Raw genomic sequence first — 22,600 nt, forward strand, 5'->3', positions numbered from 1 at the left:
GAAGTGTGCAGTACTAGGGATTCGTGCGACAACCAATCAGGCGTCGAGGGGCGCGCCGACCGGGCCGGGTGTCCTTCACTCCCTCACGACGCGTTCCGCGCACCCGTGAGGTAGGCGGAGACCACCACGTTCGCCGTGTACGAGCGGGACTTCTGGTCGTACGTCCCGCCGCAGGTGATCAGCCGCAGCTCCGCCCGGCCGTCCACGCGGGGCCCGTACGCCTTCTCGGCGTCGAAGCGTTCCCGGGTGACGACCTGGACGTCGTCCACGGTGAACTCGGCGACGCTGCCGTCGTCCCGGGTCACCCGGACCTTCTCGCCGGGCCGCACAGCGCTGAGCCCGTAGAAGACGGCGGGCTTGGTCTCGGTGTCGACGTGGCCGACGAGCAGGGCCGCCCCCTCGGCGCCGGGCTGGGTGCCCTTGCCGTACCAGCCGGCTGTCTGCGGCAGGTCGTACGGGGGCGGGTCGATGGCCCCGTCCTCGTCGAGCCCGCGCCGGACGACCGGGGCGTCGATCCCGACCGACGGGACCTCGACGCTGCGCGGGGCGGCGCCCTCGACCGGTTCGTGCGCCGGGGGCAGCGGGGCCCCGAGCGGGCGGCCGACCGCGGCGACGTCCCCGGTGGTCGGGGCCGACATCCCGCCGGACGCGTCGCGCCCCCAGAGCCAGAGGCCGAGCAGCAGCACGGCCCAGGCCACACCGGTGAGCAGTCGCCCGGTGCCTGCCGGGCGGTCCGGGGCGGACATGTCAGTCCGCGGCCGGGTCGCGGCGGCGGCGCGAGGTGCGCAGGGCGAAGGCCACGGAGGCGACGGCGGCGAGGACGAGGCCGATCACCGCGTGCCGGGTGCCGGGGCCCTCGGACTCGGCGGCCCGCTCGGCCAGGGTGGCGGTGCCTCCGCCGCCCGCCTTGACGGGGGCCACGGGCGAGGGGCGGGTGTGGTGGATGACGGTGAGGGTGCCGGTCGCCTTGCCCTTGCCGTCCTTGCACGTCACCCAGACGTCGTAGGAGCGGGGCTCGGCGTCGGAGCGGATGGTGGCCTCGGCGAAGAGGCCCTTCCCGTCGGCGGGGGCGAAGCGGGCTTCCGAGACGAAGGCGTCGGAGTTGCCCTTGGCCTGACGGCCCTTGCCGCAGACGTCGACCCAGAGTTCCACCTGCCCGCCCGGGGCGATCGTGGACGGGGTGACCGAAACGGTGCCGGTTCTCCGGTCGTCGTCGCCGGCCCGGGCGGCCGGCGATGCCTGGGCGGCGGACACGGGCAGGGCTATGAGCGCGGCCGCCGCTGCGGCACAGAACGTGATGGGCGTGGAACGCATCGTGAACCTCCTAGGGAAAGGTTCACGCCTGGGCCCGCGGCCCGCATCCGCAGTCCTCCATTCGAGCGATAAGCAAGGGACCGCGGATGCGGTTCACGCAGGTCGGATGAGGTGCCGGGTCAGGGGGATACCAGGTCAGGGGCGGTCCGCCTGGTCCGGCAGGTCGATGAGGTCGACCAGGTCCGCGATGGAGTCGACGACGTGGGACGGCCGGAACGGGTAGCGGTCGACGTCCGCGACACCCGTCAGGCCGGTGAGGACCAGGAACGTCTGCATCCCCGCCTCCAGACCCGCCAGGACGTCGGTGTCCATGCGGTCGCCGATCATGGCGCTGGTCTCGGAGTGGGCACCGATGGCGTTCAGCCCGGTCCGCATCATCAGCGGGTTGGGCTTGCCCGCGAAGTACGGCTGCTTGCCGGTGGCCTTGGTGATCAGCGCGGCGACCGCACCGGTGGCGGGCAGCGGGCCCTCGGCGGACGGCCCGGTCTCGTCCGGGTTGGTGCAGATGAAGCGGGCGCCCGCGTTGATCAGCCGGATCGCCTTGGTGAGCGCCTCGAAGCTGTACGTACGGGTCTCGCCGAGCACCACGTAGTCCGGGGCGTGGTCGGTCAGGACGTACCCGATGTCGTGCAGCGCGGTGGTGAGCCCGGCCTCGCCGATGACGTACGCCGTGCCGCCGGGGCGCTGGTCGTCCAGGAACTGGGCGGTGGCCAGAGCGGAGGTCCAGATGTTCTGCACGGGCACGTCCAGGCCCATGCGGGCGAGGCGGGCGTGCAGGTCGCGGGCGGTGTAGATGGAGTTGTTGGTGAGGACGAGGAAGGGGAGCCCGGAATCCCGCAGCCGCTTGATGAAGGCGTCGGCGCCGGGGATGGGGGTGCCCTCGTGGATGAGGACGCCGTCCATGTCGGTGAGCCAGGAAGTGATCGGCTTGCGGTCTGCCATGTGCGGGGACTCCTGCCGTACGTACTGCACGCTGGGGGCGCCCGGACCACGCCGTCCCGGCACCCCCAGCATAATTAGCCCGCCGTGATCTTGACCCCGTCGATCACCCAGTACCAGTTGTCGGCGCCGGTGTAGCGGGGTGAAGTCCAGCCTTGCGGTGGACTTGCCGCCGACCGCGTACGCCGGGGTGACCAGCGTGGAGCCGTACGGGCCGGAGGATGCCTTGTCGTCCCACTCGTCGGAGTCGGCCACCGCGAAGATCCCGCGCGAGCGCACGTTCAGCTCACGGGACTGGTCGCGCTGGGTGCGGCTCCAGAACTCGTCGGTGGCGAAGGACCAGCCGCGCCACTCGGCCACTCCCCGGTGCCCATCGCGGAGTTGATGACCGACCAGCCGCTGGGCGCGGTGTGGGTCCAGCCGAGGACGCCGGCCGGGATGCCGGTCTCGTCGACGCGTCCGGCGAGCGCCGGGTACAGGGCCTCGAAGGGGTCGGTGGAGCGCTCCTGGATACGCGGCGCACGGGCAGCTCGGGCCCGGCCAGTTCACGGACCAGCCCGCCGAGCCGGGCGCCGGTCGCCAGGATCACGGCTGCTCCAGCTTGGGCCCGGCGACGACGGTCCCGCGCCCCTGCCGGCGCAGCCGCCCCTCCAGCAGGAGCTCGCGCAGCGCCTGCCGGACGGTCTCGCGCGACACCTCGTGGCGCAGGGCGTGATCCCGCTCGGTGGGCAGGAGCCCGCCCTCGCCCAACGCGTCGAGGAGCAGCGAGATCTGGGCCTTGACCGCGTAGAACTTGGGGATGCGGCCGTGCTCCGGGATGCCGGAGCGGATGGGTGCGCCAGGTGCCTGGTCGTTCGGGTAGTCCACCGCCCGATGCTGGCAGATCCAGGTGAACGGCCTGGTCGCGGTCAGCGGGTGGGCCGGCGCATCCGGCGGCCCTTCATCACGAGGACGCCGCCGCAGAGGACGAGCGCCGCGGCACTCGCTCCGGCCCAGGGCAGCAGTTCCGGTCCGGTGCGGGCGAGTTCGGGGAGCGGGCGCCCGGTCGCGTAGTGGGGCGGGCGCGTGGGCCGCTCCTTGCCGCCGCCGGCTTCCCGGGGGGCCGTGGGCCCGTCCGGCCGGGATAGGGAGCTGGGGTCCGGAGCGGGCTCCTTGCCGGGGCCGGTGTGGGTGGGAATGGGGGTGGGGGTGCGAGTAGGGGTGGGGGTGGGCGCGGCGGAGGACGCGTCCGTACGGGGGCGGGGCTCCGCGGGAACGTCCGTACGGTCGCCGCCGTCCTCCTCGGAGCGCTCCGGCCGGGGCACCTCGCCCGTGGCACCGTCGACGATCACGAACCGGTACGCCTCCGACTCCCCCACCCACTCGCCGTCCTCACGGCCGCCCCCCTTGGCCTTGTCCTGGTGGCGGCGCTGGACGACGGCGGCGTGGGCGGTGACCCGGCCGGGTGCGGCGTCGGAGGTGAAGGCCATCCGGACCCGGACGCCGATGGTGGCGCCGGCGGGCACGGTGAACCCGAGGAAGCCGTCTTCGGACTCCTCGGAGCCGGCGGCGGAGGCCGACCCGGGGTCGCCGTCGAAGACGCCGATCTGTTCGTGGCGGTCGGTGGTCTCCCAGGTCACGCGGTGTTCGGTGCCCGGGCGGCCGGGCTCGGAGAACTTCAGCTGGATCTGCTCGGTGGTCAGCTTGCGGTCCTCGTCGTTGAGCACGAGCACCGGGTGCAGGGCGCGACAGGCGGTGTCGGTGGTGTTGGTGAGGTCGAGGAACCAGGTGCCGTAGCCCCCGCCGGAGGCGTACGTCTTCGGGGCGTCCTGGATCCGGGCCTCGATGGGGAACTCCTTGGCGCCCGGATCACCGCAGGAGGGTTGCTCCTCGGCGGCCTCGGCCGCTGTCCCGGCCGTTAAGGAGGCGGGGGCCGGGTGGGCGACGGCCTGCGGACCGCCGAGGAGCGCGGCGGGCACCGCGATTCCGGCGGCCAGCCCGAGGGCGGCGAGCGCTCGGGCGTCACGCAGCCGCGCGCAGGAGGTGGGGGACATGGTGACACCCTTCGCTGCTCGCGAACGACCGGGGCGGGGGCCACCGGTTGTGGTCTTCGACGCAAGCACGCGTGCGCGGACGCAGAGAGTCGACATGCCGACACCGCTCATAGGATCACCCGACCGTCGGACCGTCGGACCGTCGGACCGTCGGACCGCCTGAGAGTGCCGCCGACGGCGGGCGCAGACAGCAGACGCAGGCCAACTCCCGCACCCCGATGCCAATCCGCCAGACGATCCACGATTTCCTGAATTCAGGATTCTGTGTACTCTCATGGTGTGCTGACCATCGCTTCCGACATCGAGGTGCTGGCCCGGTTCGGCCGCGCGCTCGCCGACCCGATCCGCTGCCGCATCCTGCTCGCCCTGCGCGATGCCCCCGCCTACCCGGCCGACCTCGCCGACGCGCTCGGCGTCTCGCGGACCCGGCTGTCGAACCACCTGGCGTGCCTGCGGGACTGCGGCCTGGTCGTCACCGTCCCGGACGGTCGCCGCACGCGCTACGAGCTCGCTGACGAACGTCTCGGCCATGCCCTGGACGACCTGAGCGCCACCGTGGTGGCCGTCGAGGCCGACCGCACGTGCACCGACGCCGAGACGAAGGGCTGCTGCTGACCATGGCCGCCGAGATACCCATACCCCTCGGCCCCTCCCCGGCCCGCCGCGAAGCGCTCGCCCAGCGGGTACGCCTGCTGGTCGCCGCGACCATCGCCTACAACGTCATCGAGGCGATCGCCGCCATCACCGCCGGCACGATCGCCTCCTCCACCGCGCTGATCGGCTTCGGGCTCGACTCGATCGTCGAGGTCTCCTCTGCCGCCGCGGTGGCCTGGCAGTTCTCCGCCCGGGACCACGCCGTCCGCGAGGCACGGGAGCAGCGGACCCTGCGGATCATCGCCGTGTCGTTCGTCGCGCTCGCCGCGTACGTGACCGTCGACGCCGTCCGCGCGCTGGCCGGCCCGGGAGAGGCGGAACGGTCGGTCCCCGGCATCGTCATCGCCGCCCTGTCGCTCGCGATCATGCCGTTCCTGTCCGCCGCCCAGCGCAAGGCCGGCCGCGAACTCGGCTCCGCCAGCGCGGTCGCCGACTCCAAGCAGACGCTCCTGTGCACCTATCTGTCCGCCGTGCTGCTGCTCGGCCTTGTCCTCAACGCCACCCTCGGCTGGTCCTGGGCCGACCCCATCGCCGCCCTCGTCATCGCCGCCGTCGCCGTCAAGGAAGGCCGCGACGCCTGGCAGGGCAAGGGCTGCTGTGCGGCCCCCGCCGCGGCACCTGTGCCGTCAGCCGGCGCCGAGCCCGATGCGTGCGGCTGCCGCTCCGGATGCGACTGCTGCGACTGACCGCCTCGGCGGCGCCGCGCGAGGGCAAGGACGGCTTGCTCGTGGCCCGCGCCCTCCTTCTTCGAGGAGGGTCGCGCCGGGCACCAGGGCGCGGGCGGTGCCGGCGAAGAATCGCTCGTCGGCGCCCGGGGCGAGGCCGAGCACGACGCCCTGGCTGAGGCCGATGAGCACGGCCCTCAGCGCGGTGGTCCGGCGGTGCGGACACACCTCCGCAGCCTGACCGGGCCCCCGGGCTCCCCCCGCCTCCGCAGGTAACCACGCGGCCTGGGCCCCTACGCCGGCTCCCCCACCCGCCCGAACACCGGCGCGAGCACCAGCTGGGCCGCGCCCTCCGCTACAGGCCGGTCCCCGCCCCCCGCGACGGTGACGGTCACCGTGCCCCCTCCCCCGCCCCGGGCGGCCCGCTCCTCGATCACGGCCCGGACGCCCCGTACGTACGCGTCCTCGTCGGCCGCCACCGTGCGGCCGCCCAGCACCACCCGGTCGATGTCGAGGAGCCCGACCAGGTTCGCCGCGCCCGCGCCCAGGACCCGGGCAGCCTCCGCCCGGTCGCCGCGGGCTTCGGCGGCCAGGCACAACGCCTCGATGCAGCCGCGCCCGCCGCACTCGCACAGGGGCCCGTCCAGCTGGAGTGTCTGGTGGCCGAACTCGCCCGCCCCCGTCCGCGCACCCCGGTGCACCTCGCCGCCGAGGACGAGCCCGGCGCCGAGCCCCGTACCGAGGTGGAGGTAGGCGAAGTCACCGCGCGGCTCCCTCAACGAAAGCGCCAGGGCGAGGGCGGCGGCGTTGGTGTCCTTGTCGACGGTGACCGGCAGCCCGGTCCGCTCGGCGAGCGCGTCGCGCAGCGGGAAGCCGTCCCACTGCGGGAAGCCGGTGACCCGGTGCAGTACGCCGTCCCGGTGGTCGAGCGGCCCGGGCACGGCGACCCCCAGCCCCAGCACCGGCTTGTGCGGCTCGGCCGCGCTCAGGTCCCGTACGGCATCGGCCGCGTCGGCGAGCACTCGCTCCGCCGGGGCGCCGAAGTCGAGCGGGGCGGTGGTGACGGCGACCGGGCGACCGGCGAGGTCGACGAGGACGGCGGTGAGCCCGTCGCGGTCCAGGTGGAGGCCGACGGCGAACTGGGCGTCGGGGACGAGCCTGAGCACCGTACGCGGCTTGCCTCCGGTGGAGGGGCGCAGGCCCGCGCCGACCGCCAGGCCCTCCGCCCGCAGCCGGGCGGTGATCTTGCTGACGGCCTGCGGGGTGAGGCCGGTGCGCTCGGCGAGCTCCAGCCGGCTGATGCCCTCCGCCCCGGCCGCCCGCAGCAGGTCCAGGACCAGCGCCGCGTTGTGGTGGCGCAGGGCCGGCAGGTTCACCCCGGCCTGGCTCTTCGTACGGCTCCCGTTCACGGTTCCACTCCCCTTCACCCGCCCATTGTGCCGGTCGCTTGCACTTTGGCAACAGCGTTGCTTAAGTGGAATGCATGACCCCCAAAGCCTCCGGCGCACCTCTCCGCGTCGCCCTCGTCGGCTACGGCCTGGCCGGCTCCGTCTTCCACGCCCCGTTGATCGCCGCGACCGATGGCCTGGTCCTCGACACGGTCGTCACGTCGAACGAGGAGCGCCGGGCCGAGGCCCGCGCCGCGTACCCGGACCTCCGGTTCGCCGCCTCGCCGGACGAGCTGTGGGAGCGCGCGGACGAGCTGGACCTGGTCGTGATCGCCTCCCCGAACAAGACGCACGTCTCCCTCGCGACGGCCGCCCTCAAGGCCGGTCTCCCCGTGGTCGTGGACAAGCCGATCGCCGGGACCGCCGCCGAGGCGCGCGAGCTGGCGGCCCTCGCCGAGGCGCGCGGGCTGCTGCTCTCCGTCTTCCAGAACCGCCGCTGGGACAACGACTTCCGCACGCTCGCCGCGCTGATCGCCGACGGTGAGCTGGGCGAGGTCCAGCGCTTCGAGTCCCGGTTCGAGCGCTGGCGCCCGCAGCCGAAGGGCGGCTGGCGCGAGTCGGGCGACCCGGAGGAGATCGGCGGCCTGCTGTACGACCTGGGCAGCCACGTCGTCGACCAGGCGCTGGTCCTGTTCGGAGCAGCGGTGCAGGTGTACGCCGAGTCCGACGTACGGCGTCCGGGCGCGGCCGCCGACGACGACACGTTTATCGCGGTCACGCACGCGAACGGGGTCCGCTCGCACCTGTACGTCAGCGCCACCACGGCCCAGCTCGGACCGCGCTTCCGCGTGCTCGGCTCGACGGCGGGCTATGTGAAGTACGGCCTGGACCCCCAGGAGGCCGCCCTGCGCGAGGGCAGGCTCCCCGGGTCCGGTGGAGAGCCGTGGGGGGAGGAGGCCGAGGAGCTGTGGGGCCGGATCGGTTCCGGCGAGTCCCCGCTCACCGGCGGCGGTACCCCGGTCCGTACGCTGCCCGGCGACTACCCCGCGTACTACGCCGCCGTCACCGCCGCCGTGCGCGGCACGGGCGAGAACCCGGTCACCGCGCTCCAGGCCGCGGCGGCCCTCGACGTCCTGGAAGCGGCGCGCCGCTCGGCCCGCGAAGGCGTCTCCGTCACCCTCCTCCCCCACCACGACGAAGAAGAGGAGCACCGCGCATGACGACCACCTCCCCCACGATCTCCGAGCTGATCGCCCAGGAGCGCCGGCTCACGCTCCCGCACTTCAGCTACGACGACGCGTTCGCGCTCGGCAGCCTGCTGGTCGCACTGGCCCGGGAGCGGCACGCGCCCGTCGCGATCGACATCCGGCGCGGGGCGCAGCAGCTGTTCCACGCGGCGCTGCCGGGTTCGAGTGCGGACAACGACGCGTGGATCGACCGCAAGCGCGCGGTGGTCGAGCGGTACGGGGAGAGTTCGTACCTGGTCGGGACCCGGTTCCGTTCGAAGGGCACCACCTTCGAGGAGTCGTCCCGCCTGGACCCGGACGCGTACGCGGCGCACGGCGGTTCGTTCCCCCTCGCGGTGGAGGGGGCGGGCGTGATCGGCACGGTCACCGTCTCCGGGCTGCCGCAGGCGGAGGACCACGCGATGGTGGTCGAGGCCCTGGAGCAGTTCGCGGCGACGCTGGGGAGCTGAGGGGGCGCAGGTACCGCGTACGAGGCCGGGAACGCGGTCGCAGCGCCCCCGGCCCCGTACGCTCCGGCTTACGCCCCCTTCAGCTCCTGCCGCTGCCGGCCGAGCCCCTCCACCTCCAGTTCCACCACGTCCCCCGCCTTCAGATACGGCTTCGGTTCGGGCTGCCCCATCGCGACGCCGGCGGGCGTACCGGTGTTGATCACGTCGCCCGGGTAGAGCGTCATGAAGTGGCTGAGGTAGCGGACGACTTCACCCACCGGGAAGATCTGGTCGGCGGTGGAGCCGTTCTGCTTCAGCTCGCCGTTGACCCAGAGGCGCAGGGGCAGGGCCTGCGGGTCGGGCACCTCGTCGGCGGTCACGAGCCAGGGGCCCAGCGGGTTGAACGTCTCGCAGTTCTTGCCCTTGTCCCAGGTGCCGCCGCGCTCGATCTGGAACTCGCGCTCCGAGACGTCGTGCGCCGTCGCGTAACCCGCGACATGGGCGAGCCCCTCCTCGGCGGAGCCCAGGTACCGGGCGGTGCGCCCGATGACGACGGCGAGCTCGACCTCCCAGTCCGTCTTGCGGCTGCCGCGCGGCACGAGCACGGTGTCCCCGGGCCCGACGACGGTGTCGGGGGCCTTGAAGAACAGGATCGGCTCCTCCGGGATCGCCGCCCCGGTCTCGGTGGCGTGGTCGTGGTAGTTCAGCCCGATGCACACGATCTTGCCGATGCGCCCCAGCGGCGGCCCGACGCGCAGCCCCGCCGGGTCGAGGGCGGGCAGCACGCCGGGCGTGTCGGCGGCCGCCCGTACCCGGGCGAGGGCGGAGGCGTCGGCGAGCAGATCGCCGTCGATGTCGGGGACGATTCCCGACAGATCACGCAGAGTCCCGTCGCGGTCGAGAAGCGCGGGGCGCTCCGCGCCCGCCGTACCGACTCGAAGCAGCTTCAACGGTCCAACTCCTCTTGTTCGAGGTGGGGCCCCTCGGCGGGTTGCGGCCGGCGAAAGGGCTTGGCTGATCCTCCAAGAGTTGCGATCACTCCGCAAGACCTCGTTCACACACTGGACCGGCGCACTCGCCGGTCCCGACTACGCCGCCTTGGCCATGGCGCCGCCGGTCACGGGCACGTCCCGGTAGAGCCAGGCCCGCTCGACGGCGGTCCAGGTGGTCGTGGTGACGACGTACAGGGCGGCGGCGAGCGGGACGACGGCGACGGTGATCAGGGTGGCGAACGAGAGCAGCGGCATCATCTTCGTCATCGCGCCGATGCCGGGCACGGCCTGCCCGTCGGGCCCGGTGGCGGGGACCACCGGATTGGCGGCCATCTGCCGTTTGGTGCGTCCGTAGCTGAAGGTGGCCACGGCGGCGACGAGCGCGAACAGCCCCAGGTAGACCCACCCGTGTCCGCCGAACATCCCCCCGTTCGCGAGGGCGTCGTGCCAGCGCCCGCCGAGCGGGGCGCCGAGGAGGTCGTGGCTGAGGAGGGCGTTGGGCTCGCCGCCGATGGAGCCGCTGGAGAACAGGTGGTAGAGCAGGAAGAACGCGGGCATCTGGAGCAGGCTCGGCAGGCAGCCGGAGAGCGGCGAGACCTTCTCGGCGGCGTGCAGCTCCATGATCGCCTTCTGCATCCGCTCGGGGTTCTTCCCGTGCTTCCGGCGGAGCTCGGCGATCTGCGGCTGGAGCCGGGTACGGGCCTTCTGCCCGCGCGCGGCGGCCCGCGAGAGGGGGTGGACGGCGAGCCGGACGAGGGCGGTGAAGAGGATGATCGCGGCGGCGGTGGACGCGCCGTGGAACAGCGGCTGGAGCAGATCGGCGAGGGAGCCGACCAGGTTCGCGAAAGCGGACATGAAGGCGGACATGGGTGAGCCCTCCGGGGGTCTCGTCGTGCCGGGGAAAGACGTACGCGTGCGGTACGCGGCAGGACGGCCGGTGCGAGGGCGCTACGGGTTCGGTGTGCGGGAGAGCCCTACGCGGCGGCGGCCGTCAGGAGGGCGTGCCCGGGCGCTCGGGGCCTGGTCCGGCCACGGGCGTCGGGGTCGCGCTGGGGCAGGAAGGCGGTGCGCTTCTCCCGGTCCCTGATCGCCGTACGGACCCGGGTGCGGGGCACCGGGGGCGCGCAGCGGGCGCTGATGACGGAACAGGCGAGGAGAGCGGAGCCGGCCGCGGCGGTGGCGGCGAGCGCGACGGCGGCGGAGAGGCCGCTGCCCTCGGCGAGGACGACCTCGGCGAGGAGGAGGACCAGGAGGCCGACGGGCCGGAGGAACCGGGCGAAGGCGCCGCGCAGCCGGTTGGCGTCACGCATGGGCGTCTCCTTCCGCACTCCGTACCGGTGGGTCCTGGCACTCCTTTCGTTATACACGGTGATCGGACGGGCCCGGTTGCGGCCGTGGGGGCCCGATCACCGGGGACGCATGGCGGTGAGCTTCCCCCAGACGACGAGCCGGTAGCGGGAGCTGAACTCGGGGGTGCAGGTGGTGAGGGTCAGGTAGTACCCGGGCTCGCTGTAGCCGGCGGAGGGCGTGATGTTGCTGCGGGGCACGGCGGCGATGACCCCGCTGTCGGAGGGCGCGGTCCGGGCGAGGCTCCTGTCGGCGGTGTACGTGTAGACGGCGTCCCGGGTCTCGACGGTGATCCGGTCACCACGCCGCAGCCGGTCGAGGCGCCGGAAGGGCTCACCGTGGGTGTTGCGGTGCCCGGCGAGCGCGAAGTTCCCGGCCCGCCCGGCCTGTGCCGTACGCGTGTAGTGCCCGACGTGCCCCCGGTCCAGCACCCCGCCCTTGCCGGTGCCCTCGGCGACGGGGGCGGTGAGCCCGATGCGGGGGATGCGCAGGACGGCGTAGGCCTGGTCCCAGCGGGGGGTGGGGGCGGGGGCGGGCGGGGCGGTCGGCGCCTCGGACCCGGTGGCGGAGGGCAGGGGGTCGGGCACCACGGGGTCGCCGCTCGGGGCGACCGGAGGAGGCGGGCCCCACTCCCGCTGAAGGGCCTGGACGGTACGTCCGGCCTCCTGGCGGGCCTCCCGGTTCGTCCACCACAGCTGATGGACGACAAGAAGAAGGAGCACCAGACCGAGGGTGACGACGAGCTCCGCGGAGACCCAGAGCCCGCGCGCGAGAAGGCCCCACCCCCGCCCACCACGCCACGGCTTTCGCACCCGCCGCACCGGGACACGTACCGGCGCCCGCCCGCGACCGCGCTCCCGTCCCCACACGGCGGGCACGATAGGGCGAACCCCCGGAACTCTCCATACCTACCGCCCGATTCCACTCCCCCACCGGACGGCCCCCGCTGACGACCCCCCTTCCGCCCCCCTTCCGACCCCGCTCCCGGACCGGCTTCCGGCCTCTCCTCCCGACGGCCGCTGTCCGGCAGTACCGTGTGATCCATGCGCCCCGACACGCCTGCCGACCACACCACCGAAGCCGAGCGCCTGCTGCGCACCGCGGCGCAGTACCCCGAGGACCAGGAACCGCTGGTCCTCCAGGCCGCGGCCCATCTGGAACTCGCCGGTGACCGTGCCCGCGCGAGCACGCTCTACGACGACCTGCTGACCGCCCCCGAGTCCACCGTCGAGAACCCGCACCTGATCAAGGCCCTGAAGGCGTCGAACCTCTGGGAGTACGGGCACGAGGCCGAGGCCCGCGCGATCATCGAGGGCATCCGCGCCGCGGGCCCGCTGGACGCGGCGCCCTGGCAGGTCGCCGCCGAGACCCTGGAGGCGCACGACGAGCTGGAGTCGGCGCACGACTTCTTCTCGACCGCGCTGACGCTGCTGCTGGCCCCCGGCGAGGAGGTCCCGTACGCGACGCAGTCCCTGCTCACCGGCAGGCACCGGGTACGCCGCCTGATGGGCCTGGACCACGACACGTGGGATGAGCTGGCCGGCGCGCTGCACACGGCCCCGGTCCCCCTGGACGAACTACACGACCCGAAGCGCGTGTGGTCGCTGGGCTCCTCGGACCCCGTGGAGCTGAAGGCCGAGATCACCCGCCTGCGCGCGGAGCTGGGCACGTACCGTACGGCACTGTCACGCCCGTTCCCGGTGGCGGTGCTGCACTGGCCCGATCAGGAACTCCGCGAACTGCTGGCTACGTACCCTGAGTTGACCGAGGAGTACGTGGACCGCGCCACCCACCTGTCCCGCCTGGAGGCGTCCCTGCGCGACCTCCACGCGACGGGCACCCCGAACCTGGGCATCGTCACGGGCACGGTCCCCTCGTACGAGGCCTTCGCCGCCTCCGAAGCCGCCTCCCCCACCGACCCGGGCCTGCTCCCCCAATACGCCACCACCCTCGCCGCCCGAGGCCGCGCCACCCCGTGGCCCCCGTCCCGCACGGCTGCTTGCTGGTGCGGGTCGGGGGAGGCTTATGGGGGGTGCCACGGGGGCGGGTGACGCCTACTGCACGTCCACCATGGCGGGGGCCGCTGGCCGCGAAATTTCGCGGTGGCGGCTCCTGCTGGTCTCAGCAGCTACTCCCCGGCTGTCAGCCCTCCTTGATACAACTGCACATGCAGTACGCAGCCAAACGAGGGGGACTCGGGGCATGCCCAACGACATTTCGAACGACGCACCCGTTGCTGGGCTCTACGAATCGCTCATCACGCATCGGCTCGCCGAGCGGATGAAGCAGTTCGACTCCACGGGCTGGCACTCCATCGACGCTTCGGTCGGCAAGGAATCAGCACCTCACGTGCTCTCCCGCCATATCGGCGCCACAGTGCGGCGGGTGCTCCAGGGCCTCTCCCCTGCCGAGCAGGTGATTGCGGCCAATCACATCCTGGAATCGCTTAATACGATCGAGGGTGCGACCGAGTGGGTCGATCTCGTCACCGATGGGCCGCGACAGCTGTTGTCCGTTGCGGAACAGGAGGCGCCGGGCGTCTACGCCATACGCCCAGCAACGCCGTTGTCCGAGACGGCGCTCATGACGAACTCCCCTGAGGACCCCAGTCTCGGCTTCGAGCTGCGCGCCGAGTTGGCCACCGCCGACCGAGTCGACCTCCTCTGCGCATTCGTGAAGTGGCACGGACTCCGCGTCCTGGAGAAGTCCTTGTCGTCGGCGCGCGAGCGCGGTATTCCCATCCGTGTACTCACGACGACCTACATCGGTGCCACCGAACGCCGCGCCCTGGACCGCCTGGTGCGTGACTTCGGCGCCGAGGTCAAGGTCAACTACGAGCTCCGCTCCACACGTCTGCACGCCAAGGCGTGGCTCTTCCGACGTGCCAGTGGCTTCGACACCGCATATGTCGGCAGCTCGAACCTCTCCAAGGCCGCGCTCCTGGACGGGCTCGAATGGAACGTCCGCCTCTCCTCCGTCGCAACGCCCTCGGTGATCCGCAAGTTCGAGGCGACCTTCGACGCCTACTGGAGTGAGGCCGCTTTCGAGTCGTACGACCCCGACGTGGACGCGGAGCGACTGGACGAAGCCTTGTCCCGCGCTGGCGGTAGCAGCCGCCCCCGAACGACAGGCATCACTCTTTCCGGTCTAGAGGTCCGCCCCTACCCTCACCAGCGAGACATGCTGGAGCGCCTCGAAGTCGAACGGACGGTCCATGACCGGCACCGGAATCTCCTCGTTGCAGCAACGGGAACCGGGAAGACCGTCATGGCGGCCCTGGACTACAAGCGCCTGCGCCAGACGCTCGGCCGCGACCCGCGCCTCCTCTTCGTCGCGCATCGAAAGGAGATCCTGGAACAGTCCTTGCGCGTCTACCAGAACGTCCTCATCGATGCGAACTTCGGTGAGCTGCTGCTGAGTGGCGAGATCCCCAACCGCTGGAACCACGTGTTCGCCAGCGTCCAGTCACTCACAGCGCAGGCCCTGGGCCGGATCGCCCCGGACCACTTCGACGTCATCGTGATCGACGAGTTCCACCACGGCACGTCGCTTACGTACCGCAAAATCGTGGACCACTTCCAGCCCCGGGAGCTCTTGGGCCTGACGGCGACCCCTGAACGCATGGACGGCTTGAACATCCAGGACGAGTTCTTCGATGGTCGAATCGCGGCGGAGATGCGGCTCTGGGAGGCACTGGAGAACGAGCTCCTGAGCCCCTTCCACTATTTCGGCGTCACCGACAACACGGACATGAGCGCTATCACGTGGAAGCGTGGAGCCTACGACTCGACAGCGCTGAGCAATCTGTTCACGGGCAACAAGGCACGAGCTCGGCTTGTCGTGCAAGCGGTGAAGGACAAGGTCACCGACCCTGGCTCCATGCGTGCCCTGGGGTTCTGTGTATCAGTCGCGCACGCGCACTTCATGGCTGACTACTTCCGACAGGCGGGCCTCAACGCCGTAGCGCTGTCCGGCGAGACTCCGTCGCTTGACCGCAAGACCGCACTTGAGGATCTGCGCTCCGGGGCGCTCCAAGTCATCTTCTCGGTCGACCTGTTCAACGAAGGCCTCGACATCCCCGACGTCGACACCTTGCTCCTGCTGCGCCCCACCTCCAGCGCCACGGTCTTCCTTCAGCAGTTGGGGCGCGGGTTGCGTCGCACCGAGGACAAGGCGGTCCTCACCGTCTTGGACTTCATCGGTCAGCACCGCAAGGAGTTCCGCTTCGAGGAGCAGTTCCGCGCCCTGACGAACCTGACGCGCAACCGCCTCCTCGACAACATCGAGCAGGAATTCCCGCAACTTCCCTCTGGCTGCCAGATCATCCTGGAGACGAAGGCCAAGGAGCTGATCATCGACAACATTCGCGCCCAGATCGCGGTCAACGTCACGCAGTTGGCCCGTGAGGTCGCGTCCTACGCGAACCCGCGTCTTGCACAGTTCCTCAAGGAGAGCGGTCGAGAGCTCAAGGAGCTCTACCGCGGCAGCGGAAACTCGTGGACGGGACTGCTGCGTCGCGCGAAGCTTCTGGACGCGGTCGGCCCTGAGGGCGAGTTGCCCCTCCTCAAGCGGGTTTCGGCCTTCCTGCATGTCGATGACCCGCTGCGCGTTGCGGCATACAGCAAGCTGCTAGCCGATGATGCCCCCGCCTACGACGAACTCAGCGAGCAGGAACAGGGCTACGCCCGCATGCTCTTCTTCTCGCTCTGGCCGTTGGCAGAGGGCTTCTCCAGCTACCAAGCAGGGCTGTACTCACTCCGCCATCAGCACGCCTTCCGCGACGAACTGCGTCAAGTGCTCGCCCACGTCCTGCAGCAGGCCGATCACGTGCCAGTGCCGCTCCTCGGGACCCACGCCGCCATCTCTCTGACCATCCACGCTTCGTACAGCCGTGAAGAGATTCTTCCCGCGTTGCGCCAGGCCTCCGTGGACGGTCGAAAGCCGGGGCACTTCCGCGAGGGTGTGAGGTGGTGCGAGAGCATCCAAACCGATGCTCTGTTCGTCACTTTGGAGAAGGACGAGAAAGACTTTTCGCCTGAGACTCGCTACAGGGACTACGCCCTCAATGACTCCTTGTTCCACTGGGAGTCACAGAACCAGACATCGGAGCGCTCACCCACAGGCGTCCGCTACCGGACCCACAAGGAGAAGGGCACTCACGTCCTGCTCTTTGTGCGCCGATACAAGCAGACGGATATCGGTGGCCCACAGCCATGGATGCTCATGGGACCGGCGGAGTACGTCAAGCACACGGGCAGCAACCCTATGGCGATTGAGTGGAAGCTCTTCCATCAGATTCCGGCCGATGTACTGACCTACTCGGCAATCGCCGCCGGCTGACCCTCTCAAGCCCGAAGGCACGCGCCTTGATCTCTGCAACGGCATGCGCAGTCCCTGATCACGAACACACGGTCATACGACTTCGGGCAGCTCGGCCTCGAAGTGCATCTGCGCACGCTCAAGAGCACCGTCCGGATCACAGCCGTGGGCCCGCAGTGGAGGAGGTCGGCGATCACGTCGATGGCAGCCTCCTCCGCCCGGGCCACGCTCAGCGGCCCCTGCGAGCCCCCTTCGGACCGCGAAGCGAGCCCCACCAGGCCCAGCACCGCTTCGGCCTTGGCGACTTGTGGTTCTTCGACGCGATCGATCGACGACCGCAGTCCGGTGGCTCGGCACGCCCACACTTCCCGAGCGACCGGTGACGCCTCCCTGTTCGGGCGTGAAGCGGCGCGACCGACAGGGGAGTCGCGTCGGGCACACCTCAGGCCGATGTCCGGCTAAGACGGCCCGCCCTTCAGGCTCCCGCCCGGCTGCCTCCACGGGCGGTCGGCAGCCAGGCGGGGCCAAGAGCACGACGGTGCGGAGACCGTATCTCCGCCACATCAGGCACCGAAAAAGGACTCGCCCAGGAACGGCAAGCTTCACGCGCTACCGATCCCGAGGGCTCTCCTGTCGACCCAGCTCCACAGGATCGCATCCACCTAGGCGGCGCCACACAGGGAGAGCTGAGGCAGCAAGCTTGCAGCCTTGCTCGACTACGTGCGGGCCCTGGCGCTCGCGGCGACCGCTAGGGAAGCGGGTGTCAGATGCCGCTGCCGCTTTTCACTCCGGCCACAAACGCCCGCCACGCAGCAGACGGGAAAACGAAGGCTCCACGGTCTCGGTCCTTGGAGTCACCAACTGCGATAGCTCCGTCCGATACTGCCTGGAACTCGACACACTGGCCCTGGGTGTCGCCGCTGTAGGACGACTTGATCCATGCTTCGGTCGAAAGATCGTGCCGCATCATCGTGAGCCTCTTACTCATTCTCAAGATCCCGCGCAACGCGTGAGATCACATCCATGGACTGTCGCGAAGATAGAGCGGCTGCACGTAGCTGGTCAAAGGCACTGCGGTAGTTCTCTACAGCCCCAGTCTCTTCGAGGTACAGGCCGCCATCGAGGTTGTCGAGGCCGACCACGTCCAGCTCCATCGGGTCCGGATACGAGTACACGGTGAACGGACCGTCCATGCCTACGTAGGCGCCCTGCGCGTAGGGAATCACCTGTACTGCGATGCCTGGGCGGTCCGACACTTCTGTGAGGTTGCGTAGTTGCGCAGCGGTCACAGCAGGACCCCCTACCTGACGATGAAGCACCGACTCGTCCAGTATGCAGAGGTACTGAGGTGCATCGTCTCGATCGAAGATCGCCTGTCGGGCGAGGCGAAGGTCGACGAGCGCCCGCACTTCGTCGTCGCTCATCCGCTTGCTCCCGGTACCGCGGATGACTGCCTCGGCATACGCATCGATCTGAAGCAAGCCTGGAACCACCACACTTTGGTACGCATAGATCCGGACGGCGTCCGACTCAAGCGTGAGCCGCTCTTGGAAATCTGGCTTGAGCTTGTCTGAGTGCTGCGACCACCAGCCCTTCTGCTTGCTCTGCCGCTGAAGGGCGAGCAACGCTTCCCTCATGGGCGGATCAACCTGGTACATGTCGAGCAGAGTCTTGAGCTCCAGGGGCCGCAGCCCCTGCCGGCCGTTCTCGATACGACTCATCTTCGTCTTGTCGCCGTCGATGGTCTCACCGGCCTGCTGAAGGCTGATGCCGGACTCCTCCCGGAGCCGGCGTAGTTCAGACCCGAGCCTCTTCCCGAGCTCGACGACTTCGCCACCGGGTGGGTCAGGACCAGGGGCCTGACGCTCTAACCTGGGCCCCTTCCTGAGCACGAAGCACCACGCAGTGGGCCGGACCGGACACCCTCCGGGCCGGCCCGCCTCCCCTATCGAAGGGCGCAGATGACCTGGTCAGGGCACTGGCATGGATACGGTCCGTGGACCGGCAGCAGGGACGCGTACGGCCAGGAGGCCCTACGCCGTCCGGGTGCAGAACTGAACTCCGAACAGACCCGCGCGTTCGTCGCTTCGACGCTGCCGCCCCTCATGACCGGGCACTGGCTCATGCGGCAGAACCAGACCGCGGCGGAGCGCACCTGGACCCGGGTCGTGGGCGCCGTCACCTGGCTGAAGAGCACGTACGAGGCGAATCCCCCTGGCGAGAGGGATGACGGCGGTCGCGCCTACGTCACCCTCGAACACAAGATCGCGTACGCGATGGACGCCCTTCCCCGAGGCGTCGACGTCTGCTGGGTGCACTACACGAAGTCCCAGAGCCTGATCTCCTTCTCGGTGGTGTGCTGCCTCAACCACCACCATCCGGGCCTTCCGTGCCCCCTCCCGCCCTCCTGACCGAGCGGGAACGCAAAGCGAACCGAAGCGAGGAAGTACGCCTATGTCCCTCAGCCTCTTACTGCCCGCCCCAGGCGTGACGGCGCTCCTGACCTCGTGGCCGGACGAGCCACGCGTGTACGAGCGCGAGGCCGGCGAGCTCGACCGTGTGATCAGCCCGGAGAGCATCGACCACTACCTGGAGACCGGGGGCGTACCCGCCGACGAGATCGCCGTCGTGAGCGATGGTGTCGCGCTGCACCCGGACCGCCACCGAACGGCGGGCCGCACCGACCCGGCGAAGCTACGGAGCCTCTACGAGGACGGCCACACGATCCGGCTCGGCAACCTCCAGCGGGTCGTCCCCTTCCTGGCGGACGTCTCCCGCGGCATTCAGCAGGAGACCGGCTACAGCAACTACCTGCACGCCTTCGTGACCCCACCCGGCCGTCAGGGCCCGCTCCACCACTGGGACCAGCAGATGGCTGTCATCGTGCAGATCGCGGGCAGCAAGCGGTGGCAGCTCTGGCGCCCGATGTTCCCCTCCCCGATGCGGGAGTACCAGGAATCCTTCCGGGTCTGGGACCCCGGCTTCATCCCCCGGTGGGAAGCCATGGGCCCCGACCTGGAGGTCGACCTCGGGCCGGGTCAGTCCCTGCTCCTGCCGAGGGGGTGGGTACACAATCCCCACGCTCTCGACTCCGAAGTCCGCAGCATCCACCTGACGTTCGCGATCCGGGAACGTACGCCGGTCTGGGTGGCGGAGAAGCTCATCGGCCAAGTGATCGAGAAGGACACCTTCCGGCGGGTCATCGTTCCCGGTGACCTCGGAGGACATCGGCTTTCGCAGCACGTACGGGACGTCAGACAGGCCCTTGTCGATCACTTGGCCGGTCTCGACGTCGACGACTTCGCGCAGGCTCTCCACCGAGCCGCCGTCTCGGAGAAGGAGTACGCCACCTGAACCCGCCGGTCGGCAGCCCGGGGCCGCCGCCTGCTCGATGCCGGCGATCGTCAGCTCCGACACCCCGCCCGAGGCGCCAGGTCCGGGCATGGCGTGGTGGCCACCGAGATCATCCCCGGCGGGGACCGCCTGCTGGAAGCTCAGCCGGTGCGGATGGAACGGCTCGGTCGGACAGGTGTGGTTCGGGATGTGGCGTGAGTACGGCCCCGACATCGGCCGAGCGTCGCCACTTGAGCACGACATCGATCGTGCGGTCGGGCCCATGGCCTCGAACGGGCACCAGAAGACCTGGAGCAGGTCGTGGTCCTCAGGCCCCACGGGATCAGGGACATCCCGCGCGGACGGCTGCGCGACGGCCGGCATCGGCAAGGCGGTGTACGACGCGCATGTCCGGGAAGTGGTGGGCCGCCCTCATGCCGTCCAGCAGGCGCTGTTCGTCCTCGGTGAAGTCGCGTCCCCGTGCGTCCCCCTGGATCCGGCGGCGCAACCGCACGTCGGAGAGGAGATGGCCGGTGCCCCTCGGGTGCACCTCGGCCTTCTGCGCCAGCGCCCGGAAGTCGGCGCGCTGCTGAGCCGGGTACGGCTCGCACCAGCTTGCCGGGTTCCGCCCCAGCCGCTCTCCCGGAGATCGGAAACTGATTCCCTCGGCCGCTCGTCCTGTGAGGCAAGGCCGAGTGGACGGGAAGACATGGTGGAGCGGGCAGACGGTGGTGTGACCGCGGGAGCGGCGAAGCGGGACCTCCCGGGTGGTGAGGGGCGGCGGGGGGCGGTGGTGGCCGGGCTCGCCGTCGGCGTGGCCGGGGTGGTGGGTCTTCATCGGGTGATCCCCAACCATCCAGGGCGGGTGGCGAGCCTGGTCGAGTCCTTTCTGCCGTGGGGCGGGATCGTTGTCGTCCTGTTGTTCGTCGTCGCCCTCGTGCGGCGGTCCGGTGTCGGCCTTGTGGCTCTGCTGCTGCCCGTGGGTGTCTGGGTGCAGGGCTTTGGGGGGCTGCTCCTGCCCGAGCCCGGGACCGGTGCCGATCCCGGTTCGCGGGAGCTGGTCGTCGTGCAGCACAACGTCAGTGATGAGAACCCGGATCCGAAGGGGACCGCCCGGGCGCTCGTCGCGGCCGGGGGCGATCTCATCGCGCTGGAGGAGGTTGTGGCGCCCGCGCTGGCCGTGTACGAGGACGTCCTCGGGGCCGACTATCCGCATCATGTCGTCCATGGCACCGTCGGGCTCTGGTCCAAGTACCCGGTCGCGGAAGACCGGTTGGCGGACATCCGGCCTCGGGAGTTCGCAGAAGGGTGGAGTCGCGGGCTGCGCGCCGTCGTGCGGACGCCGTACGGGGACGTCGCCGCTTACGTCGCCCACCTGCCCTCCGTACGGGTCGGAGCCGGCGGGCTCACCTCCTCGCCGCGGGACGAGAGCGCCCGGAGGCTGGGGGACCTCATCCGGGGCGATACGGCCGGGACCGTGATCCTCATGGGGGATCTGAACAGCACCGTCGACGATCGCGGACTCGATCCGCTGACCTCGCAGTTGAACGTGGCCGAGCGCGGGTTCGCCTTCAGCTATCCCGCCGCCCTCCCGCTGGCCCGGATCGACCAGGTCCTGGCCCGTTCCGCCCGCGTCAGCCATATCCGTACGCTGCCCGCCACCGGCAGCGACCACCTGCCCGTCGCCGCCCGCGTCACCCTGGACCCGCTCCAGCCCTCAGGCCGTCCTGCCCCGTAGCGCGTCCGCCTTCGCCACCGCCACGAAGCGTTGGCGCCAGGTCATGTCGGCCGGGAAGTCGTACGCGTCCGCGTCCGTGTCGACCACCCAGCTCGCGTACGCCGTCGCCCGGCGGCACTCCGCGCACTCCGTCTCGTCGCCCAGCGGCCGGAAGAGGTGCTCCTCGGCGTCCGTACCCGTACCCGTGCACACGATCAGGGCGCGGACCGGCGGGGGCGGCGGCTCCGGGGGCGCTGCGGGGGCGGGAGGCACCGGGCACTTGTGGGTCAGCCGGTGGCCCAGAAAGCCGAACGCCGAGCGCACGCCCTCCTTCGGGGGTCCGGCCAGGAGGGCGTGCCGCAGATCCGACTCCGTCACGCCGCGCTCCAGCCACATGGCCGCCTTCCCCGCCAGGGCGCGCGCCTCGCCCACCCCCAGGAGCAGCTCACGGCGGGAGTGGCGCAGGGAGAGCAACACCCGCTCCGCCCGGAACAGTTGCGGGGAGGAAGGAGTGGCTTCCTGGTCCGGACCGCCCTCCGACGCCGATACCGAAGCCGATTCCGGCTCAGGACGCGGCTCCGGATGCGGCTCCGGTTCGGAGGGTGGGTGGGGTGGAGAGTTCTCCTCATCGTGTTCTTCCTCGGGTTCATAGCCACCGACCGGCGGGGGAGTCGGTTCACCGACCGTCGGGTACCGCGCACTCGGAGGCGGTGGGCAGGGCTGCTGCTCGGGCCGCGCCAACTGCCCCGCCTCCGGCGACAGCTTGGCGCGTACCGCCCCGGCCTCGTCCCGCGTCAGCGGCGTACTGCTGAGGAGCTGTTCCGTCATCCAGCGGCCGCCGTCGCCCTGGGACCGCCACTCGTGGAGGTAGCCGTGCTCGGTCAGCTGCTTCTTGGCCTGCTGGTACGAGCGGCCCTTCATGTCGAGCTTCCGGGCCAGTTCGCCGAGCGGGCGGTCGGTGGTGGATTGCGGGAGGCCCTGGACGTACAGGAGGAGCACCTTGGCGTCGCTGTTCATCCGCCGCGAGCGTACGACGGTGTGCGGAGCCTTGGTCCAGCCCGAAGGGGGCGCGATAACATGACGCAGCATTTCTGGTGGGTCCTGTCCACTAGGGGTGTAAGGCCCTCGGTGGGTGTTGTCGCACCTCCGGGGGCCGCCCTATGTGCGCGGGTGCGCACCTAGGGTGATGGCGCTGTCACGCTAGCTCGGTCTAACCCTCTACCA

The 22,600-nt window shown here is 70.8% G+C and carries 21 protein-coding genes and 3 pseudogenes; 9 read left to right on the forward strand and 15 right to left on the reverse strand.

Going from position 1 to position 22,600, the window contains the following annotated elements; all coding sequences use genetic code 11:
• Positions 1-83: 83 nt before the first annotated feature.
• From ABZ154_RS04135 to ABZ154_RS04160, 6 genes and pseudogenes are all read right to left on the reverse strand, one after another.
• Entirely contained in the window at positions 84-746 is a 663-nt protein-coding gene (locus tag ABZ154_RS04135) for a class F sortase (RefSeq protein WP_356828835.1), read from the reverse strand.
• A gap of 1 nt (position 747) precedes the next feature.
• Positions 748-1,314, reverse strand: a complete 567-nt coding sequence (locus ABZ154_RS04140; RefSeq protein WP_356828837.1) for a hypothetical protein — start codon at positions 1,312-1,314, stop codon at positions 748-750.
• A gap of 135 nt (positions 1,315-1,449) precedes the next feature.
• The gene (locus ABZ154_RS04145) at positions 1,450-2,256 is read right to left on the reverse strand and encodes an HAD-IIA family hydrolase (protein ID WP_356828839.1); all 807 of its coding nucleotides are present in this window, start codon (positions 2,254-2,256) and stop codon (positions 1,450-1,452) included.
• A gap of 74 nt (positions 2,257-2,330) precedes the next feature.
• Positions 2,331-2,765: pseudogene (locus tag ABZ154_RS04150) on the reverse strand (nucleotide pyrophosphatase); the annotation flags it as partial.
• Between the two features lie 76 nt (positions 2,766-2,841).
• Positions 2,842-3,120: pseudogene (locus tag ABZ154_RS04155) on the reverse strand (GntR family transcriptional regulator); the annotation flags it as partial.
• Positions 3,121-3,161: 41 nt separating this feature from the next.
• Positions 3,162-4,286 (reverse strand): peptidase, encoded by a 1,125-nt coding sequence (locus ABZ154_RS04160; protein WP_356828841.1) that lies wholly within the window; start codon positions 4,284-4,286, stop codon positions 3,162-3,164.
• Between the two features lie 279 nt (positions 4,287-4,565).
• On the opposite strand from ABZ154_RS04160, the gene ABZ154_RS04165 reads away from it, so the two are divergent.
• Both ABZ154_RS04165 and ABZ154_RS04170 read left to right on the forward strand, forming a co-directional pair.
• A complete protein-coding gene (locus ABZ154_RS04165; RefSeq protein WP_356828843.1) occupies positions 4,566-4,901 on the forward strand; it encodes a metalloregulator ArsR/SmtB family transcription factor in 336 nt (111 codons plus the stop codon).
• A 2-nt stretch (positions 4,902-4,903) separates the two neighbouring features.
• On the forward strand, positions 4,904-5,626 hold the full coding sequence (locus ABZ154_RS04170) for a cation transporter (RefSeq protein ID WP_356829084.1): 723 nt from the start codon (positions 4,904-4,906) through the stop codon (positions 5,624-5,626).
• Positions 5,627-5,686: 60 nt separating this feature from the next.
• Here the strand turns inward: ABZ154_RS04170 and ABZ154_RS04175 are convergent.
• Both ABZ154_RS04175 and ABZ154_RS04180 read right to left on the reverse strand, forming a co-directional pair.
• Positions 5,687-5,815: pseudogene (locus ABZ154_RS04175) on the reverse strand (TetR/AcrR family transcriptional regulator); the annotation flags it as partial.
• 83 nt (positions 5,816-5,898) lie between these two features.
• Entirely contained in the window at positions 5,899-7,014 is a 1,116-nt protein-coding gene (locus ABZ154_RS04180) for an ROK family transcriptional regulator (RefSeq protein ID WP_356828845.1), read from the reverse strand.
• Positions 7,015-7,088: 74 nt separating this feature from the next.
• Here ABZ154_RS04180 and ABZ154_RS04185 point away from each other — a divergent pair, with 74 nt between their 5' ends.
• A complete protein-coding gene (locus ABZ154_RS04185; RefSeq protein WP_356828847.1) occupies positions 7,089-8,213 on the forward strand; it encodes a Gfo/Idh/MocA family oxidoreductase in 1,125 nt (374 codons plus the stop codon).
• Positions 8,210-8,689, forward strand: coding sequence for a heme-degrading domain-containing protein (locus ABZ154_RS04190; RefSeq protein ID WP_356828849.1), 480 nt, complete (start codon positions 8,210-8,212; stop codon positions 8,687-8,689). The genes ABZ154_RS04185 and ABZ154_RS04190 overlap by 4 nt, the downstream gene beginning before the upstream one ends.
• Before the next feature lie 68 nt (positions 8,690-8,757).
• Here the strand turns inward: ABZ154_RS04190 and ABZ154_RS04195 are convergent, their stop codons facing one another.
• The 4 genes from ABZ154_RS04195 to ABZ154_RS04210 form a co-directional block, all read right to left on the reverse strand.
• Positions 8,758-9,618: a fumarylacetoacetate hydrolase family protein gene (locus ABZ154_RS04195; protein WP_356828851.1), complete on the reverse strand. Its 861-nt coding sequence runs from the start codon at positions 9,616-9,618 to the stop codon at positions 8,758-8,760.
• Between the two features lie 138 nt (positions 9,619-9,756).
• Positions 9,757-10,527, reverse strand: a complete 771-nt coding sequence (locus ABZ154_RS04200; protein WP_356828853.1) for a YidC/Oxa1 family membrane protein insertase — start codon at positions 10,525-10,527, stop codon at positions 9,757-9,759.
• 107 nt (positions 10,528-10,634) lie between these two features.
• A complete protein-coding gene (locus ABZ154_RS04205) occupies positions 10,635-10,970 on the reverse strand; it encodes a DUF6412 domain-containing protein (RefSeq protein ID WP_356828855.1) in 336 nt (111 codons plus the stop codon).
• Between the two features lie 96 nt (positions 10,971-11,066).
• Entirely contained in the window at positions 11,067-11,819 is a 753-nt protein-coding gene (locus ABZ154_RS04210) for a class E sortase (protein WP_356828856.1), read from the reverse strand.
• A gap of 231 nt (positions 11,820-12,050) precedes the next feature.
• Here ABZ154_RS04210 and ABZ154_RS04215 point away from each other — a divergent pair, with 231 nt between their 5' ends.
• Entirely contained in the window at positions 12,051-13,058 is a 1,008-nt protein-coding gene (locus tag ABZ154_RS04215; RefSeq protein ID WP_356828858.1) for an SEC-C domain-containing protein, read from the forward strand.
• Positions 13,059-13,209: 151 nt separating this feature from the next.
• Complete coding sequence (locus ABZ154_RS04220) at positions 13,210-16,347, forward strand: DUF3427 domain-containing protein (protein WP_356828859.1); 3,138 nt, start codon at positions 13,210-13,212, stop codon at positions 16,345-16,347.
• 742 nt (positions 16,348-17,089) lie between these two features.
• Here the strand turns inward: ABZ154_RS04220 and ABZ154_RS04225 are convergent.
• Positions 17,090-17,296 (reverse strand): DUF397 domain-containing protein, encoded by a 207-nt coding sequence (locus ABZ154_RS04225; RefSeq protein WP_356829086.1) that lies wholly within the window; start codon positions 17,294-17,296, stop codon positions 17,090-17,092.
• 10 nt (positions 17,297-17,306) lie between these two features.
• Positions 17,307-18,218: a helix-turn-helix transcriptional regulator gene (locus ABZ154_RS04230; protein ID WP_356828861.1), complete on the reverse strand. Its 912-nt coding sequence runs from the start codon at positions 18,216-18,218 to the stop codon at positions 17,307-17,309.
• A 69-nt stretch (positions 18,219-18,287) separates the two neighbouring features.
• Between ABZ154_RS04230 and ABZ154_RS04235 the strand changes: the two genes are divergently transcribed.
• The 3 genes from ABZ154_RS04235 to ABZ154_RS04245 all read left to right on the forward strand — a co-directional run bounded on the left by ABZ154_RS04235 (position 18,288) and on the right by ABZ154_RS04245 (position 21,397).
• A complete protein-coding gene (locus tag ABZ154_RS04235; protein WP_356828863.1) occupies positions 18,288-18,737 on the forward strand; it encodes a hypothetical protein in 450 nt (149 codons plus the stop codon).
• A 43-nt stretch (positions 18,738-18,780) separates the two neighbouring features.
• Positions 18,781-19,680 carry a cupin domain-containing protein gene (locus ABZ154_RS04240; protein ID WP_356828865.1) on the forward strand — a complete coding sequence of 300 codons (900 nt, stop codon included), beginning with the start codon at positions 18,781-18,783 and terminating at the stop codon, positions 19,678-19,680.
• Positions 19,681-20,368: 688 nt separating this feature from the next.
• Positions 20,369-21,397, forward strand: a complete 1,029-nt coding sequence (locus ABZ154_RS04245) for an endonuclease/exonuclease/phosphatase family protein (RefSeq protein WP_356828867.1) — start codon at positions 20,369-20,371, stop codon at positions 21,395-21,397.
• Here the strand turns inward: ABZ154_RS04245 and ABZ154_RS04250 are convergent.
• Positions 21,377-22,393: a hypothetical protein gene (locus ABZ154_RS04250; RefSeq protein ID WP_356828869.1), complete on the reverse strand. Its 1,017-nt coding sequence runs from the start codon at positions 22,391-22,393 to the stop codon at positions 21,377-21,379. The genes ABZ154_RS04245 and ABZ154_RS04250 overlap by 21 nt on opposite strands.
• Positions 22,394-22,600: the final 207 nt, after the last annotated feature.

Origin of the sequence: Streptomyces sp. NPDC006261 (assembly GCF_040613515.1) — a bacterium.
Lineage (GTDB): Bacteria > Actinomycetota > Actinomycetes > Streptomycetales > Streptomycetaceae > Streptomyces.

Bases quoted from the DNA above. Each gene is read 5' to 3' on its own strand.
- ABZ154_RS04245 (WP_356828867.1), top strand. From the start codon at position 20,369: ATGGTGGAGCGGGCAGACGGTGGTGTGACCGCGGGAGCGGCGAAGCGG.
- ABZ154_RS04135 (WP_356828835.1), bottom strand. From the start codon at position 746: ATGTCCGCCCCGGACCGCCCGGCAGGCACCGGGCGACTGCTCACCGGT.
- ABZ154_RS04250 (WP_356828869.1), bottom strand. From the start codon at position 22,393: ATGAACAGCGACGCCAAGGTGCTCCTCCTGTACGTCCAGGGCCTCCCG.
- ABZ154_RS04200 (WP_356828853.1), bottom strand. From the start codon at position 10,527: ATGTCCGCCTTCATGTCCGCTTTCGCGAACCTGGTCGGCTCCCTCGCC.
- ABZ154_RS04220 (WP_356828859.1), top strand. From the start codon at position 13,210: ATGCCCAACGACATTTCGAACGACGCACCCGTTGCTGGGCTCTACGAA.
- ABZ154_RS04215 (WP_356828858.1), top strand. From the start codon at position 12,051: ATGCGCCCCGACACGCCTGCCGACCACACCACCGAAGCCGAGCGCCTG.
- ABZ154_RS04235 (WP_356828863.1), top strand. From the start codon at position 18,288: ATGACCTGGTCAGGGCACTGGCATGGATACGGTCCGTGGACCGGCAGC.
- ABZ154_RS04205 (WP_356828855.1), bottom strand. From the start codon at position 10,970: ATGCGTGACGCCAACCGGCTGCGCGGCGCCTTCGCCCGGTTCCTCCGG.
- ABZ154_RS04240 (WP_356828865.1), top strand. From the start codon at position 18,781: ATGTCCCTCAGCCTCTTACTGCCCGCCCCAGGCGTGACGGCGCTCCTG.
- ABZ154_RS04145 (WP_356828839.1), bottom strand. From the start codon at position 2,256: ATGGCAGACCGCAAGCCGATCACTTCCTGGCTCACCGACATGGACGGC.
- ABZ154_RS04160 (WP_356828841.1), bottom strand. From the start codon at position 4,286: ATGTCCCCCACCTCCTGCGCGCGGCTGCGTGACGCCCGAGCGCTCGCC.
- ABZ154_RS04225 (WP_356829086.1), bottom strand. From the start codon at position 17,296: ATGATGCGGCACGATCTTTCGACCGAAGCATGGATCAAGTCGTCCTAC.
- ABZ154_RS04140 (WP_356828837.1), bottom strand. From the start codon at position 1,314: ATGCGTTCCACGCCCATCACGTTCTGTGCCGCAGCGGCGGCCGCGCTC.
- ABZ154_RS04170 (WP_356829084.1), top strand. From the start codon at position 4,904: ATGGCCGCCGAGATACCCATACCCCTCGGCCCCTCCCCGGCCCGCCGC.
- ABZ154_RS04190 (WP_356828849.1), top strand. From the start codon at position 8,210: ATGACGACCACCTCCCCCACGATCTCCGAGCTGATCGCCCAGGAGCGC.
- ABZ154_RS04185 (WP_356828847.1), top strand. From the start codon at position 7,089: ATGACCCCCAAAGCCTCCGGCGCACCTCTCCGCGTCGCCCTCGTCGGC.